The organism is uncultured Nocardioides sp. (genome assembly GCF_947489365.1).
GTDB lineage: Bacteria > Actinomycetota > Actinomycetes > Propionibacteriales > Nocardioidaceae > Nocardioides.
Map to the genome: position 1 here is coordinate 1 of NZ_CANLDB010000006.1, position 15,176 is coordinate 15,176.

Here is a 15,176-nt window from a genome sequence, read left to right on the forward strand (position 1 = left end):
CGACCACCGGGGAGCCGTGGTCTCGACGACGCGCAGGCGCTGGCGCGCCTGTGCTGCTCGACCAGCTGAGGCCCGAGCCCGTCGTACACCTCACCGGATCTCGTGGCTCGGCCGCGGGCGGCCTCGCACCTCGATCTCCGGTGGGTGACCCACGGTCGTCGAGCGTCGTCGGGACCCGGTGACCCACGGTGGTCGAGCAGCACGCGAGCCCTGAGCGAGCGCGCGTCGTCGAGACCCGGTCGGACTTCTCCGCTTCGGTCTCGACAGCCTCGACCACCGGGGAGCCGTGGTCTCGACGACGCGCAGGCGCTGGCGCGCCTGTGCTGCTCGACCAGCTGAGGCCCGAGGCCGTCGTACACCTCACCGGATCTCGTGGCTCGGCCGCGGGCGGCCTCGCACCTCGATCTCCGGTGGGTGACCCACGGTCGTCGAGCGTCGTCGGGACCCGGTGACTGTCGCGACGAGCCCGACCACCCGGGATCGATGGTCTCGACGACGCGCAGGCGCTGGCGCGCCTGTGCTGCTCGACCAACTGAGGCCCGAGGCCGTCGCACGCCCTACCGGATCCGCACCCCGATCCCCGGAGGGAGGAGGTGCGGCAGGGTCACTCCCGGCGGTCGGACCAGTCGTCGCCGTCGTCGACGGGTGACTCGTCCCTGACGCTGACGTCGTCTTCCCCGCCGTGCAACTCGCGCGCCAACGCGCCGAAGTCCGTCTCGTGCGTACGGTACTTCAGGTCGCGTGCGACCTTCGTCTGCTTCGCCTTAGCTCGGCCGCGCCCCATAGGGTCGACCCCCTCGCACGTTGGCCGGGCATGGAGGCCCGGACTGTCCGGTCTGTGTCGTGACGCCCACGCTACCTGTTCGGCGAAGGATCTCGCACAGCGGCTCGGAGGTTTCGGGTGTCGTCTTCGCCTCAGTGCCCGGCCGGGCGCCGCGACAGTCCTGTCTCAGTCCCCGGGGTGCGATCCCACCAGGTGGACGGCGCCGCCGGCGATCTCGCCCGCCCCGTCGGCCGGGTGTGCTGCGGCGCGGACCTCGCCCGCGACCCAGGCGGGGACGTCGGCGGCCGCGAGGACCTCGAGGGCGCGGTCGGCGTCCGCGGCGTCCACGACGGCGACCATGCCGACGCCCTGGTTGAGGGTCTGCTCGACGTCCTCGAGGCGTACGCCGCCCAGCTCGCGCACCACGTCGAAGACGGGCGGCGGCGACCACGTGCCGCGGTCCAGGACGGCCTCGAGCTCGGCCGGCAGCACTCGCTGCAGGTTCGCGGCGAGCCCGCCGCCGGTGACGTGGGCCATCGCGTGGGTGCGGGTCTCGGCGGCCAGCTGCAGGCACGGCTTGGTGTAGATCCGGGTCGGGGTCAGCAGGGTCTCCCCCACCGCCTCGCCGAGCTCGTCGACGTGGCGGTCGAGACCCCAGCCCGCGTTCGCGAGGACGTGCCGCACCAGCGAGTAGCCGTTGGAGTGCAGGCCGCTGGAGGCCATCGCGACGACGACGTCACCCGCCCGGACCCGGCCGGGGCCGAGGAGCCGGTCCGCCTCGACGACGCCCGTCGCCGCGCCCGCGACGTCGTACTCGTCGGGCTCCATCAGGCCGGGGTGCTCCGCGGTCTCGCCGCCGACCAGCGCACAGCCGGCCTCGACGCACGCCTCGGCGATGCCCTTGACGATCGCCGCGACCCGCTCGGGCACGACGCGACCGGTGGCGATGTAGTCGGTCATGAACAACGGCTCGGCGCCGCAGACCACCAGGTCGTCGACGACCATGCCGACGAGGTCGAAGCCGATGGTGTCGTGGCGGTCCATCGCCTGGGCGATCGCGACCTTCGTCCCGACGCCGTCGGTCGACGTCGCCAGCAGCGGCCGGCGGTACGACAGCAGCGCGGAGGCGTCGAAGAGCCCCGCGAAGCCGCCGAGGCCACCGATCACCTCGGGGCGCCGGGCCTTCTCGACCCACCCCTTCATCAGGGCGACGGCCTTGTCGGCCGAGTCGATCGAGACGCCCGCGGCGGCGTACGTCGCGGAGTCGGTCGCGGGCCCGGTCGGGCTGTCGGTCACAGGTGGCTCCTCAGGGACGGCGGAGGGAGTCGGGGGCGCCGCCGCCGGCCGCGGAGGCGGCGAGGCCGTCCGGGGAGCGCGGGCCGGTCTCGAGCAGGTCCTTGCCGAGGTGCTCGGGCTCGGGCAGCGGGACGGGGTAGACGCCGTCGAAGCAGGCCCGGCACAGGTGGTCGTTCGGCACCGAGGTGGCGTCGACGAGGTCCTCGAGGTCGATGAAGCCGAGCGAGTCGGCGTCGATGGAGGTGCGGATCTCCTCGATCGTCAGCCCGGTCGCGATCAGCTCGGCCCGGGTCGCGAAGTCGATGCCGTAGAAGCAGGGCCACTTCACCGGGGGCGAGGAGATCCGGACGTGCACCTCGCGGGCCCCGGCCTCGCGCAGCATCCGCACGAGCGCGCGCTGGGTGTTGCCGCGCACGATCGAGTCGTCGACGACGACGAGGCGCTTGCCCTCGATGACGTCGCGCAGCGGGTTGAGCTTGAGGCGGATGCCGAGCTGGCGGATCGTCTGGCTCGGCTGGATGAAGGTGCGGCCGACGTAGGAGTTCTTGACCAGCCCCATGCCGTACGGGATGCCGGAGGCCTCGGCGTACCCGATGGCCGCGGGGGTGCCGGACTCCGGGACGGGGATGACGAGGTCGGCCTCGGCGGGGAACGCCTTCGCGAGCCGGCGTCCGATCTCGACGCGCACGCTGTGGACCCGCTGCCCGACCATCCGGGTGTCGGGGCGTGCGAGGTAGACGAACTCGAAGAGGCAGTGCTTCGGCGCAGCCTCGGCGAAGCGGTGGGAGCGCAGCCCGTCGACGTCGACGGCGACCATCTCGCCGGGCTCGACCTCGCGGATGAACGACGCCCCGACGATGTCGAGCGCCGCGGTCTCGGAGGCGATCACCCAGCCGCGCTCCAGCCGGCCGAGGACCAGCGGGCGGATGCCCTGGGGGTCGCGGGCGGCGTACAGGGTGTCCTCGGTCATCCAGACGAACGAGAAGGCGCCCTTGACCTGCGGGAGGATCTCGGCGGCCCGCTCCTCGACGGTGCGGCCGGGGTGGTCGGCGAGCAGCGCGGTCACGACGCTGGTGTCGTTCGTGGCCGTGGGGCCGCGGTCGACCCGCAGGTCGAGCTCGCCGTCCAGCAGGCTGCGGTCGGCCACCATCTGCACCAGCTCGGCGGTGTTCGTCAGGTTGCCGTTGTGGGCGAGGGCGATCGAGCCGTCCTCGGTGGGGTGGAACGTCGGCTGCGCGTTCAGCCACGTGCTGGCCCCGGTGGTGGAGTAGCGCGAGTGGCCGACGGCGACGTGACCCTTCAGCGCCTCGAGGGTGGCCTCGTCGAACACCTGCGAGACCAGGCCCATGTCCTTGTAGACCAGGATCTGGCGGCCGTTGCTGACCGCGATCCCGGCGGACTCCTGCCCGCGGTGCTGCAGGGCGTAGAGGCCGTAGTAGGTCAGCTTCGCGACGTCCTCCCCGGGAGCCCAGACGCCGAAGACCCCGCAGGCGTCCTGCGGGCCCAGGTCGTGGGGGTCCAGGTCGTGGTTGAGACGGCCGTCGCCGCCCTTGCGCACGCTGCTGGAGGAGGGCACGCGGCCAGTCTAGGGCCGGGGGTGACCCTTGGACGTCCACCCCGGGGTACCCCCCGTTGCACGTACCATCGGCCGGAAGTCTCATGGGGCAGGGGGTGTCCGGCGTGGATCAGTCGTCGTCCGACGTCACGACGTACCGCATCCATCGTGTGATGGCGGAGGCGTGGTCGCACACGGCCCTGAAGGACAGCCTGCAGGTCGTGGCCGACGGCGTCGTGGAGGTCGTCGGGTTCGGGGTCGCCGCGGTCAGCGTGCTGCACGACACCGGCGAGCTCGAGGTCGTCGCGCTCGCCGGGGACGACGACGCCCGTGACGAGCTGCTCGGCACCTTCAGCCCCCTCGCGGGGCTGATGGAGGAGCTCACCGTCGCCGAGCACTGGGGCCCGCGGCTGCGGTTCGTGCCCCACGAGCTGCTGGGCGAGAACGTCAGCACCATCGGGTGGGTCCCGGACTACGAGCCGGTCGACTCCCCCGACGCCTGGCACCCGATGGACCTGCTGATCGCGCTCATCACCGACGACGCGGGCCAGATCCGCGGGTCGATGTCCGTGGACCTGCCGGACGACGGGATGCGACCCGGCCCGGAGCGTCGCCGCCAGCTCGAGCTGTACGCCGAGCAGGCCGCCCGCGCGATCCTCACCGCCGTCGAGCGCGCCCGCCTCGGCGAGCGCGTGCGCCTCGCGGACACCGCCCGCAAGGTGGTGCGCGAGGCCGCCGCCGAGCTGAGCAGCGGGGCGCTCCTCGACGCGGCGCGCCAGGCCGTCGTCGACGGCTTCGACATCCAGGGCCTGTGGCTGCGGACGTTCGAGGAGCCGGCGGGCGAGCAGGGTCGGGTCCACTCCAGTGACGGCCTGGAGGTCGTCATCCCGCCGGTGATGGTCGCGATGGGCGAGCGGATCGCCCGGGCCTGCTGGGAGCACCAGCGGGGCCTCGTCGTCTCGACCCGGCGGGAGGACTGGCTGCTGGGCTCCGAGGACCACCAGCAGATCTGCGACTTCCTCACCTCCGTCGACGTCACCTCCACGCTGATCGTGCCGCTGGGCGCCGGGCAGGAGTGCCTGGGCGTGCTCGCGCTGACCCGCGACGACACCGACCCGGACTGGAGCGACGCCGAGATCACCGCGGCGCTCGAGATCGGCCACGACCTCGGGCGTGCGCTGCTCACCGCCCGGCTCTTCGAGCGCGAGCGCCGCCTCGTCGACGAGCTGCAGGCGCTGGACGCCTACAAGAGCCGCCTCATCGCCACCGTCTCCCACGAGCTGAAGACCCCGCTCAGCACCGTGATCGGGCACGTCGAGATCCTCGAGATGGACCCCGAGCTCACCACCCGCGGCCGGACGTCGGTCGGCGCCATCGGGCGCGGCGCGCACCGACTGCACAACCTGGTGAACAGCCTGCTGATGCTGGCGAAGGTCGGCGACCCGCACAACGTCATGGAGCCCGTGCCCGTCGACCTGGGCCGGGCGCTCAAGGAGGTCGCGGAGCTCCTCGCGATGCAGGCCGAGTCCCGGGGTCTGCGGCTCGACCTCGTGACGCAGCAGGAGGCCGTGGTCGCCCACGGCGACCCCTACGAGCTCGACCAGCTCGTGACGAACCTGGCCAGCAACGCGGTGAAGTACAGCGTCGACGGCGGGCGCGTCGAGCTCGGGGTCGAGGCCCACCCGGGCGCCGGCGTGCTGGAGCTGTGGGTCACCGACGAGGGCCTGGGCATCTCGGAGTCCGACCAGGAGCAGCTCTTCTCCGAGTTCTTCCGCTCCACCAACCCCCAGGCGCTGAAGCAGCCGGGGACCGGCCTGGGACTGACGATCGTCGCCCGCATCGTCGAGCGCCACCACGGCCGGATCGAGGTCACCTCCGCGCTGGGGGTGGGCACGACCTTCCGGGTCACGCTGCCGCTGGCCCCGTAGGCGGGTCGTCGCCAGCCCGTCAGCGCTGGGCCAGGCGGTCCAGCAGCAGCGCCTCGGCCAGCACGACGCGCTCGAAGTCGGCGAGGTGCAGGCCCTCGTTGGCGCCGTGGGCGCGGGTGTCGGGGTCCTCGACGCCCGTGACCAGCACGGAGGCGGCCGGGAAGGCCTCGAGGAACTCGGCGATGAACGGGATCGACCCGCCGACGCCGAGGTCCACCGGGCGGACGCCGTCCCACGCGTCGGCGAAGGCGTCGCGGGCGACGTCGTACGCCGGACCGGTGGCGTCGATCGCGGTCGCCTCGCCGCCGTCGAGGAAGGTGACCTCGACCTGTGCACCCCAGGGGGCGTGCGCGAGCAGGTGGGTGCGCAGCGCCTCGGTGGCGGACGCGACCGTGTCGCCGGGGGCGATCCGCATCGACAGGGTGGCCCGGGCGCTGGGGACGAGCGTGTTGGAGGCACCCTCCGCGCGGGGCGCGTCGAGGCCGATGACGCTGAGCGCGGGCTTGGTCCACAGCCGCGCCACGGCGCTGCCGGTGCCGACGAACGACACGCCGTCGGCGAGCCCGGACTCGGCGCGCAGGCGGTCCTCGGGGTAGTCGACGTCCGCGGCGGGACCGGAGACGAGCCCGGCGACGGCGAGGTCGCCCGCGTCGTCGTGGAGCGAGGCGACGAGGCGCGACAGCGCGATGAGCGCGTCGGGCACGAGCCCGCCCCACATGCCGGAGTGGACGCCGTGGGTCAGGGTGGTGACCTCGACGGAGACCCTCACCAGTCCGCGCAGGCTGGTCGTCAGCGCGGGGACGCCGACGTCCCAGTTGGTGGAGTCGGCGATGACGATGACGTCGGCGGCCAGGGTGTCGCGGTGCTCGGCGAGCAGCATCGGCAGCGTCGTGGAGCCGACCTCCTCCTCGCCCTCGACGAAGACGGTGACGCCGACGCCGAGCTCGTCGCCGAGGAGCCGCAGGGCGCCGAGGTGGGCGACGACGCCGGCCTTGTCGTCGGCCGCGCCGCGCCCGAACAGCCGCGGGCCGGCCGGGGAGTCGCGCTCGGTCGGCTCGAACGGCGGGGAGTCCCACAGGGCGTGGTCACCCTCGGGCTGGACGTCGTGGTGGGCGTAGAGCAGCACCGTCGGCGCGCCCTCGGGGGCGTGGATCCGGGCGATCACCGCGGGGGCGCCGCCCTCGGCGGCGGCGATCGAGACGTCGTCGACGCCCTCGGCGCGGAGCAGGTCCGCGACGGCCTCGGCGCTGCGTCGTACCTCACCCGCGCGGGCCGGGTCGGCGCTGACGGACTCGATGCGGACCAGGTCCTCCAGGTCGGCGCGCAGGCGCGGGAGGTGGTCGGCGAGACGGGTGCGGAGGTCGTCGACGGTAGGCATGTCTCCGAGGCTATGCCGAGGGTCGGACGCGGTGCGTTCGGGCCGACTCGGCGCTCTCAGGGCGTGCGTTCGGGCCGACTCGGCGTCAGCGGGAGGTACGGCGCCAGGTCGGTCCGCTCCCCCGACGCGGCGATGCGGTGGGTGGCGGTCGCGTCGGCCCAGGTCAGGCGCCCGCGGGCGAGGGCGATCCAGGTGGCCGCGTCGGTCTCGACGACGGCGCGGGGCGTGCCGCGGGTGTGCCGGCCGCCGGCCACGGCCTGGACCGCGCCGTACGGCGGCACGCGGACCTCGACGCTGTAGCCGGGCGCGACCTCGGCGAGCTCCTCGAGGTAGTGCTTGACCAGCAGCTTGAGGCTGGCGCGGGCCGGCTCCCCGGCGTCGAGGTCGGCCAGGGCGGCGGCGAGGGCCTCGGGCTCGGGACGGCGACGACGCGGCGGCATGGCCTCATCCTCTCGCGGGCACCATGGAGGTCGTGCCCGAGGGAGACAGCGTCTACAAGAACGCGCGGAAGCTCGACCGCGTGCTCGCCGGGCGCGTCCTGGAGCGGGGCGACCTGCGGGTGCCGCAGCTCGCGACGACCTCGCTCGCGGGCCGGACCGTGCTCGGCCACGACTCGCACGGCAAGCACCTCCTCACGCGCTTCTCCGGCGGGCTGACGCTGCACAGCCACCAGAAGATGGAGGGGACCTGGAAGACGACCGGGCCCGGCAAGCGGCTGCCGCGCCACTTCATGGACGACGTGCGGGTGCTGCTCGCCGCGGAGGGCGCGGGGACGGCGTACGGGCTGCGGCTCGCGGTCGTCGAGCTGGTCGAGACGGCGAAGGAGCACGAGGTGGTCGGTTACCTCGGCCCCGACCCGCTGCGGGAGGACTGGGACGCCGCCACCGCGGTCGCGAACTTCCGCGCCCAGCCGCAGCGGCAGCTCGCCCCGGCGATGCTCGACCAGCGGATCATGGCCGGCCTCGGCAACCTCTGGGCCAACGAGCTGGCCTTCCTGCTCGGCCACTCCCCGTGGACGCCGGTGGCCGACGTGGACGTCGACCGGATGGTCGCGCTGGCCGCGAAGGCGCTGCGGCACTCCGCGCTGGTCAAGGACGCCTACCAGGTGACGACGGGCGTGAACCGGCCCGGTCAGTCGCACTGGGTGATCGGACGGGGCGGCAAGCCGTGCCGCCGCTGCGGCACGGAGGTCAGGCAGGTCCAGGCCCTGGTGAACTCCCCCGACCACCGGCGGACGTCGTGGTGCCCGCACTGCCAGCCCGGCCCGGGGCCCGAGACGCGCGCGGAGGGCGGGAGCGTGCCGCTCCCGCCCTCCGACGCCCGCGCCTAGGTCCCGGCCGTCTCCAGCGGACACCGCCGGAACGCGGTGGTCACCTCGGCGTCCTCCTCGGCCGTCGCGACCCGGAACGGCGGGTCCTCGGGCTCGGGGGCCGCGACGCGGGCCTGGCCGCGGGTCCGCCACATGCTGGCGCCGATCGCGACGGCGAGGACGGTGGCGATCACCGCGAGCGAGATCGTCGTGGGGACCTTGTAGAGGTCGACCTGGAGGGCCATCTTGATCGCGACCCAGATCAGCACCACCGCGAGCCCGAGCTTGAGGTAGATGAAGCGGTGCATGAGGTCGGCGAGCAGGAAGTACATCGCCCGCAGGCCGAGCAGCGCGAAGGCGTTGGCGGTGAACACCAGGAACGGCTCGGAGGTCACCGCGAAGATCGCGGGGATCGAGTCGACCGCGAAGACCACGTCGGTCACCTCGACCAGCACGAGGACCAGCAGCAGCGGCGTCGCCAGGAGGGCACCGCGACGGCGGACGAGGAAGCGCTGGCCGTGGTAGGTGTCCGTCATCGGCACGGCGCGGCGGAACCAGCGCACGACCTTCGAGGTCGACGGGTCCATGTGGTCGTTGCGCGTGCGGATCATCTGCACGCCCGTGAACGCCAGGAACGCGGCGAAGACGTAGAGCACCGCGCTGAACAGGTCGATCACCGCGGACCCGGCGGCGATGAACCCGCCGCGGAGCACGAGCGCGCCGACGACGCCGAGGAACAGCACCCGGTGCTGCAGCTCCCGCGGGACGGCGAAGAACGTGAAGATGATCGCCCAGACGAAGACGTTGTCGACGGCAAGCGACTTCTCGATCAGGTAGCCGGCGAAGTACTGCTGGCCGAGCTCCGCGCCGTACGCGAACCAGATCCAGGCGCCGAACCCGACGCCGATGGCGACCCAGACCGCGGACCACGCGGCGGCCTCGCGGACGCCGATGACGTGGGCGCGACGGTGGGCGAACAGGTCGACGGCGAGCATCGCGACGATGCCGCCGAGGACGGCGAACCAGAGCCACAAGGGCACGTCCATGGGAACCTCCCGGTCGGTGATGACCGGAGGTCTCCCCCGGCTGCCCGAGCGACGGGCGGCCCGGCCACACCGGGCGCCGTGGGGCGCCGTACTGACGACGTGGCCGTGGGTGGGGTACTCCCCTCCACTGCCCCTCCAGGATGCCGAAGAGGTGGTGGACGCTTCAAGCAGATGTGGCGGAGGCCATGCGGTCCGCCGTACGACGCAGCGCCGGGGCGAGCTCGCCGGCGTCCTCGACCACGTAGTCGGCGTCGAGGGCGGCGAGCAGCATCGCCGGCCACGCGGGCCAGTCGCTGGCGATCACCAGGCGGCACTCGCCCTCGCCCAACGGCTCCACCTCGGCCTCGCCCCACACCATGCGCCGGACGTCCTCGGCGGGAGCGGCGACGCGGGCACGGACGGCGTACCGCATCGGCATGCGGCTGATGCCCTGACGCACGAAGGTGGTGGCGTCCTCGGCGGGCAGCTCCCGGGGCGCGAACCTCGCCCCGGTGGGGGCCGGCTCGCTGATCCGGTCGACGCGGAAGGAGCGCCAGTCGCGGCGGTCGCGGTCCCAGGCGACGAGGTACCAGCGGCGGCCCAGGGTGACGAGCCGGTGGGGCTCGGCGCGCCGACGGCTGGGCTCGTCGGCGCCGCGGGCGGTGTAGGCGAAGGTGAGCGTCTCGCCGTCGCGGGCGGCCTGCGCGAGCGTGGTGAGGACGGCCGCGTCGAGCACCGGGCCGGTGCCCGGTCCGGGCGCGGGGTCGGTCGCCGCCGCCAGCGCGTCGAGGCGGCGCCGCAGCCGGGGCGGCATCATCGCGACCACCTTGCTCAGCGCCTGGACCGACGTCTCCTCCAGCCCGCGGACCGCCCCCGCGGCCGACGTCCGCAGGCCCACCGCGATCGCCACGGCCTCCTCGTCCTCGAGCAGCAGCGGCGGCATCGACCCGCTGCCCGCCCGGAGCTGGTAGCCGCCGGCCACCCCGCGGGCAGCGTCGACGTCGTACCCGAGGTCGCGCAGGCGCTCGACGTCGCGGCGCAGCGTGCGGGGGCTGACCTCGAGACGCTCGGACAGCTCGGCGCCCGGCCAGTAGCGGTGGGTCTGCAGCAGGGAGAGCAGACGGAGCATCCGGGCGCTGGTCGACATGGTCCGAGATTACGTCCGAAAGAGGTCAGAAGCTGACCGCTTGTCTTCCTAGCGTGGTCGTCATGACGACGACACCAGTGATCCAGACCAGAGGCCTGACGAAGACCTTCCGGGCGGGCAGACGCACCGTCGAGGCCGTCCGCGGGCTCGACCTGAGCATCGCGCAGGGCGAGCTCGTCGCGCTCCTCGGCCCCAACGGCGCGGGCAAGTCGACGACCCTGCGGATGCTCACCACCCTGCTCCCGCCCACGTCGGGGACCGCGCACGTCGCCGGTCACGACGTCGTGGCCGAGCAGTACGCCGTCCGCCGGGCCATCGGGTACGTCGGCCAGGGCAACGGCGCCGGGCACCAGCAGCACGGCCGCGACGAGCTCGTCTCGCAGGCGCGGGCGCACGGGCTGTCCCGCGCCGACGCACGCCGGCGGGCCGAGGAGCTGATCGCCGACCTCGACCTCGGCGCGGTCGCCGACCGCAAGGCGCTGAGCCTGTCCGGCGGCCAACGGCGCCGGCTCGACATCGCGCTGGGGCTCGTGCACACCCCGCGGGTGCTGTTCCTCGACGAGCCGTCCACCGGCCTCGACCCGCAGAACCGGGCCAACCTGCAGGACCTGGTCCGACGGCTGCACCGCGACACCGGCAGCACGGTCGTCCTCACGACGCACTACCTGGAGGAGGCCGACGCCCTCGCCGAGCGCGTGGTCGTCGTCGACCACGGGCAGGTCATCGCCGACGACACGGCGTCCGCGCTTAAGTCCGGGCTCGGTGACCTCGTCGTCCTCGGGCTCGCGGACGGCGACGCCGCCGCGCGGGCCGCCGTCCGGGCGGAGCGGCTGCGGGGCCACGACGGGCAGCGCCCGGTGGTCACCGTGACCGGCGACGAGGTCGCGGTCCGCGTGGCCCACGGGCGGGAGTCGGCGCCGGGACTGGTCGCCGAGCTGGCCGCCGCCGGGGACGTCGTACGCCGCCTCGAGGTCGTCGGGCCGACCCTCGACGACGTCTTCCTGGACCTGACCGGGCGCAGCCTGCGCGAGAACCAGTCCACCCCCACCGGCACCCGGACCACCACCAGCGAGGAGATCGCCGCATGAGCACCCTGACCCCACCCGCCTCCCCGACCACCGGCGACGTCCCCGTCGGCGACGCGCCGTCCCGGACGAGCTGGCTCGCCGACACCCTCAACGTCGCCGTCCGCGAGCTGCGGCCGATGCTGCACGAGCCCGCGAACGTGCTGTTCGCGATGGTGCAGCCGCTGGTCTTCCTGGGGCTGTTCGCACCCCTGCTGCCCGACGTCCCGGGCGGCACCTCGGCGCTGCAGTGGTTCGTGCCCGGCATCGTGGTGATGACCGCGCTGATGGGCGCCTCGATGACCGGCGCGAACCTGTCGGAGGAGATGCTCACCGGCTCCCACGAGCGGCTCCTCGTCTCGCCGCTGCGACGGTCGTCGCTGATGGTCGGCCGGGCCGTGAAGGAGGTCGCGCCGGCGCTCGCGCAGACCGCGATCATCGTCGCGGTCGTCACGCCGTTCTCCTTCGACCTCCACCCGCTCGGCGTGCTCACCGGGGTCGCGATGCTCGCGCTGTTCGCGGTCGGGATCGGCTCGCTGTCGTTCGCGCTCGCCCTGGTCGCTGGCGGTGAGCAGTGGATCTTCTGGACCGTGCAGCAGACGTTCCTCTTCCCGGTGCTCCTGCTCGCCGGGGTGCTGCTCCCCCTCGAGGGCGCCCCGACCTGGCTGGCCGTGGCCGCCGACCTCAACCCCGTGACGTACGTCGTCGACGCCGAGCGGGCACTCTTCGCCGGCCAGTTCCCCGCCGCCGACGTCCTCGCCGGGTTCGCCGGCGCCGCCGCGGTCGCCGTCCTCGGCCTCCTCGTCGGTCTCCGCGCCATGCGGCGGTCCGGGACGCGCTGAGGCGCGAGTCCCAGGGGCCCCACCCGCCTCGGGTTTCACGGGTCAACCCGTGAAACCCGTGGCCCCTGGGACGCGTGGGACGAACGCGTGGGACGAACGCGTGGGACGACGCGCGACGGCTCAGCGCAGCGTCAGCCAGAGGCCGAGCGGGACGACGGCGACACCGAGGAGGAGCCAGGTCGACAGGGGGTTCTTGCCGTGGATGACCCGGGCGAGGGCGACGGCGATCACCGCGAAGACGCCGGCCATGACGTTCAGGCCGACCTGGGCGACCAGGGTGGGGCGGTCCAGGAAGATCGCCGCGAGGATGACGCCGCCGACGAGGTGCAGGAGCGTCGTCACCGCCAGGGCCGAGAGCACCCATTGGCGGACCCGGTTCAGGCTCTCGGCGTCCCGGCGCTGCTGGTCGAGGCTCGGCCGCGGCGCGTTCAGGTCCAGCAGGTGGCGCTGGCCCCTCTGCGTGCGACGCGGCATGGAGTCGTTCATCGACCCCATTCTCCCAGCAGGTCCAGGGTGCTCGACCACGCCGGGGAGGTGGGATCGATCACCACGAAGTGGTCGCCCTCCACCTCGAGCAGCTCCGCGTCGGCGCCGGCGGCGGTCGCGGCGTCGACGTAGTCCACGGACTGCGAGAACGGCACGTTGGCGTCGTCGCGCCCGTGGACGCATCGCACCGGGACGTCGAGCGGCAGCTGCCGGGTGGGGTCCCACTCGTCGTACGCCGGCCCGGGGGCCTCGCCGACGAAGGCCTCGACGGCTCCGCCGCCCAGGTTCTCGTCGTACGCCGTGGCGAGGTCGAGGACGCCGGCCTGCGAGACGACGTGGGTCACCGGGACGCGCACGTCGGACCAGCCCCGCGTCCCCGCGCGGCCCGCCGCCCACGTGGCGAGGTGGCCGCCGGCGGAGTGGCCGAGGGTGATGACCGTCGAGAGGTCGAGGCCGTCGACGTCCGCGAGGGCGTCGATGCCCGCGGCGACGTCGTCGAAGGTCGCCGGGGCTCCCCCGCCGCCGCCCGGTCCGCCGCCGACGCGGCGGTACTCGAGGTTCCAGGCCGTCCAGCCCTCCTCGGCCAGGCTGAGGGCGAGGGGCCGGCCCAGCGAGAGGTCGTACTCCGCCCGCCAGAAGCCGCCGTGGATGACCACGACCACCCCGCGGGACTCCCCGTCGGGCCGCGTCAGCTCCGCGAACTGGGAGGGGTCGTCGCCGTACGCGATGGTCTGCACGCCGTCTCCTTCGGTACGCGGGGCGCCGGCCGGGGCACCCGGTCCGGCGCAGCCGACGAGGGCCGCACCACCGAGGGCTCCGCCCAGGGACAACAGGTGACGACGGGTCAGCACACCACCCATCGAACCAGGCAGGTCGTCAGGAGGTCGGCCAGGCGGGCTTGTCGGCGTCCAGCACCCAGTCGGCGAAGAAGGCGTCGAGGTCCTCGCCGGACACGTCCTCGGCCAGCGAGCGCAGGTCGGCGGTGCCGTGGCTCCCCCCGCGGTAGGTGTCCTGCCAGGTGCGCAGCAGCGTGAAGAAGTCCTCGTCGCCGATCGCGAGCCGCAGCGCCTCCCAGAACTGCGCACCGCGGTTGTAGGCCTGGTAGCCGAACAGGTCGGCGGAGTCGGCCACGGCGCCCGGCGGGATCGTCCAGCGCGCGTCGCCGGACGGCACCCGGTCCCACGCGTCGAACCAGGTCTGCTCGGTGTCCCGGCCCGCGAGGTACGTCGGCGCCCAGGTCGCCATGCCCTCGTTGACGTAGAGGTCCTGGCCCCAGTCCGGCGGCGAGACGCTGTCACCCCACCACTGGTGGGTGGCCTCGTGGACGAACGTGTTGCCGTCGATCGAGGACGGGAAGAACGAGCGGTCCTGCGTCTCGAGGGCGTAGTTGACGTCCTTCGGCACCACGTCGACGACCGCGCCGGTGCTGACGCCCGGGTAGCGGCCGAAGACCTCCTCCAGCCCGCCGAGGACCTCCTCCCAGCGTCCGAGCTGCCGCTCGGTGGCCCGGCGGGCGTCCCCGGTGACCTGCGGGTCGACGAAGGACCACTCGCGGACGCTCCGGTCGCCGCCGAGGTCCACGCGCGAGGTGGTCACGTCGTACTGGCCGATCGAGATCATCGCCAGCTCGCTGGCCATCGGCCTGCGCTGCACCCAGCGCCACCAGGTGCGGTCGCCGTGCCGCTTGCGGTCCGTCAGGACGCCGTTGCTCGCGGCCTCGAGGCCGCGGGGCACGTCGACGTCGATCGTGTACGTCGCCTTGTCCGCCGGGGTGTTGTTGTTCGGGAACCCCGTCATCGAGCCGATCGGCTGGTTGAGGAACGTCGCGCCGTCGTCCGTCACGTTCCAGCCCTCGGCCGACCCGTCCTCGTCGACGTGGCGGGTGGGCACCCCGGCGTACGTCACGGTCGTCGTGAACCGGCCGTCGACCGGGGTCGCCGGGCGCACGACGAGCTTGTGCCGGATCCGCTCGGCGTCGTCCTGCGTGGTGAACCGGGCGGGCTCGCCGTCCACCGTCACCGACGACACCCGCATGCCGCCGCGCTCGAAGTCGAGGGAGAAGGACCGCAGCGGCGCACCCGTGGCGTCGGCGGTGATGCGGGCCCTCGCGTCGAGGGTGCTGCGCGCGAGGTCCTTCGCGGGCGTCCACCGGAGGTCCAGGTCGTAGCGCCGGACGTCGTACCCGCCGTTGCCGACGTGGGGGAACAGGCTGTCCCCCGCGGTCCGTGGCCCGTCGACCGGTCCCGGGACGTCGGCCGCGGCGGCCGAGCCGGTGGGGACGGCGACCGCGAGGCCGCCGGCCAGGGTCAGGGCGAGCGCGGGGACGACGTGGCGGAGCGACATGCAGGCCTCTCGACGGCGGTGTGGGCAACCTGTGACGCTA

14 protein-coding genes are annotated in these 15,176 nt (G+C 73.7%); 4 read left to right on the forward strand and 10 right to left on the reverse strand.

Translation table 11 applies throughout. From position 1 onward, the window contains the following. Positions 1-604: 604 nt before the first annotated feature. The 3 genes from Q0858_RS15985 to purF form a co-directional block, all read right to left on the reverse strand. A complete protein-coding gene (locus Q0858_RS15985; RefSeq protein WP_299056467.1) occupies positions 605-784 on the reverse strand; it encodes a DUF3073 domain-containing protein in 180 nt (59 codons plus the stop codon). A gap of 165 nt (positions 785-949) precedes the next feature. Next, on the reverse strand, positions 950-2,059 hold the full coding sequence (purM, locus tag Q0858_RS15990) for a phosphoribosylformylglycinamidine cyclo-ligase (protein WP_299056470.1): 1,110 nt from the start codon (positions 2,057-2,059) through the stop codon (positions 950-952). A 10-nt stretch (positions 2,060-2,069) separates the two neighbouring features. After that, the gene (purF, locus tag Q0858_RS15995) at positions 2,070-3,635 is read right to left on the reverse strand and encodes an amidophosphoribosyltransferase (RefSeq protein WP_299056472.1); all 1,566 of its coding nucleotides are present in this window, start codon (positions 3,633-3,635) and stop codon (positions 2,070-2,072) included. A gap of 104 nt (positions 3,636-3,739) precedes the next feature. Between purF and Q0858_RS16000 the strand changes: the two genes are divergently transcribed. Continuing rightward, positions 3,740-5,542 carry a GAF domain-containing sensor histidine kinase gene (locus tag Q0858_RS16000; protein WP_299056474.1) on the forward strand — a complete coding sequence of 601 codons (1,803 nt, stop codon included), beginning with the start codon at positions 3,740-3,742 and terminating at the stop codon, positions 5,540-5,542. A 19-nt stretch (positions 5,543-5,561) separates the two neighbouring features. Here Q0858_RS16000 and Q0858_RS16005 read toward each other — a convergent pair whose 3' ends face one another. Both Q0858_RS16005 and Q0858_RS16010 read right to left on the reverse strand, forming a co-directional pair. Beyond that, positions 5,562-6,920, reverse strand: coding sequence for a dipeptidase (locus Q0858_RS16005; protein WP_299056476.1), 1,359 nt, complete (start codon positions 6,918-6,920; stop codon positions 5,562-5,564). A gap of 56 nt (positions 6,921-6,976) precedes the next feature. Further along, entirely contained in the window at positions 6,977-7,360 is a 384-nt protein-coding gene (locus tag Q0858_RS16010) for a sterol carrier family protein (protein WP_299056477.1), read from the reverse strand. Between the two features lie 32 nt (positions 7,361-7,392). On the opposite strand from Q0858_RS16010, the gene Q0858_RS16015 reads away from it, so the two are divergent. After that, positions 7,393-8,250, forward strand: coding sequence for a DNA-formamidopyrimidine glycosylase family protein (locus tag Q0858_RS16015; protein WP_299056479.1), 858 nt, complete (start codon positions 7,393-7,395; stop codon positions 8,248-8,250). Here Q0858_RS16015 and Q0858_RS16020 read toward each other — a convergent pair. Continuing rightward, positions 8,247-9,275: a TerC family protein gene (locus Q0858_RS16020; RefSeq protein ID WP_299056481.1), complete on the reverse strand. Its 1,029-nt coding sequence runs from the start codon at positions 9,273-9,275 to the stop codon at positions 8,247-8,249. The genes Q0858_RS16015 and Q0858_RS16020 overlap by 4 nt on opposite strands. 163 nt (positions 9,276-9,438) lie before the next feature. Next, positions 9,439-10,401: a YafY family protein gene (locus Q0858_RS16025; RefSeq protein WP_299056483.1), complete on the reverse strand. Its 963-nt coding sequence runs from the start codon at positions 10,399-10,401 to the stop codon at positions 9,439-9,441. Between the two features lie 62 nt (positions 10,402-10,463). Here Q0858_RS16025 and Q0858_RS16030 point away from each other — a divergent pair, with 62 nt between their 5' ends. Further along, entirely contained in the window at positions 10,464-11,489 is a 1,026-nt protein-coding gene (locus Q0858_RS16030; RefSeq protein ID WP_299056485.1) for an ATP-binding cassette domain-containing protein, read from the forward strand. Then, positions 11,486-12,307, forward strand: a complete 822-nt coding sequence (locus Q0858_RS16035) for an ABC transporter permease (protein WP_299056487.1) — start codon at positions 11,486-11,488, stop codon at positions 12,305-12,307. The genes Q0858_RS16030 and Q0858_RS16035 overlap by 4 nt, the downstream gene beginning before the upstream one ends. A gap of 120 nt (positions 12,308-12,427) precedes the next feature. Here the strand turns inward: Q0858_RS16035 and Q0858_RS16040 are convergent, their stop codons facing one another. The 3 genes from Q0858_RS16040 to Q0858_RS16050 form a co-directional block, all read right to left on the reverse strand. Beyond that, the gene (locus Q0858_RS16040) at positions 12,428-12,793 is read right to left on the reverse strand and encodes a hypothetical protein (RefSeq protein WP_299056490.1); all 366 of its coding nucleotides are present in this window, start codon (positions 12,791-12,793) and stop codon (positions 12,428-12,430) included. Continuing rightward, positions 12,790-13,530, reverse strand: a complete 741-nt coding sequence (locus tag Q0858_RS16045; protein WP_299056492.1) for an alpha/beta hydrolase — start codon at positions 13,528-13,530, stop codon at positions 12,790-12,792. The genes Q0858_RS16040 and Q0858_RS16045 overlap by 4 nt, the downstream gene beginning before the upstream one ends. A gap of 139 nt (positions 13,531-13,669) precedes the next feature. Further along, entirely contained in the window at positions 13,670-15,136 is a 1,467-nt protein-coding gene (locus Q0858_RS16050) for a M1 family metallopeptidase (RefSeq protein WP_299056495.1), read from the reverse strand. Between the last annotated feature and the right edge of the window lie 40 nt (positions 15,137-15,176).

Coding starts and splice junctions, on each gene's coding strand:
- Q0858_RS16020 (WP_299056481.1), bottom strand. CDS start 9,275: ATGGACGTGCCCTTGTGGCTCTGGTTCGCCGTCCTCGGCGGCATCGTC.
- Q0858_RS16035 (WP_299056487.1), top strand. CDS start 11,486: ATGAGCACCCTGACCCCACCCGCCTCCCCGACCACCGGCGACGTCCCC.
- Q0858_RS15985 (WP_299056467.1), bottom strand. CDS start 784: ATGGGGCGCGGCCGAGCTAAGGCGAAGCAGACGAAGGTCGCACGCGAC.
- Q0858_RS16025 (WP_299056483.1), bottom strand. CDS start 10,401: ATGTCGACCAGCGCCCGGATGCTCCGTCTGCTCTCCCTGCTGCAGACC.
- Q0858_RS16005 (WP_299056476.1), bottom strand. CDS start 6,920: ATGCCTACCGTCGACGACCTCCGCACCCGTCTCGCCGACCACCTCCCG.
- Q0858_RS16010 (WP_299056477.1), bottom strand. CDS start 7,360: ATGCCGCCGCGTCGTCGCCGTCCCGAGCCCGAGGCCCTCGCCGCCGCC.
- Q0858_RS16040 (WP_299056490.1), bottom strand. CDS start 12,793: ATGAACGACTCCATGCCGCGTCGCACGCAGAGGGGCCAGCGCCACCTG.
- Q0858_RS16050 (WP_299056495.1), bottom strand. CDS start 15,136: ATGTCGCTCCGCCACGTCGTCCCCGCGCTCGCCCTGACCCTGGCCGGC.
- Q0858_RS16030 (WP_299056485.1), top strand. CDS start 10,464: ATGACGACGACACCAGTGATCCAGACCAGAGGCCTGACGAAGACCTTC.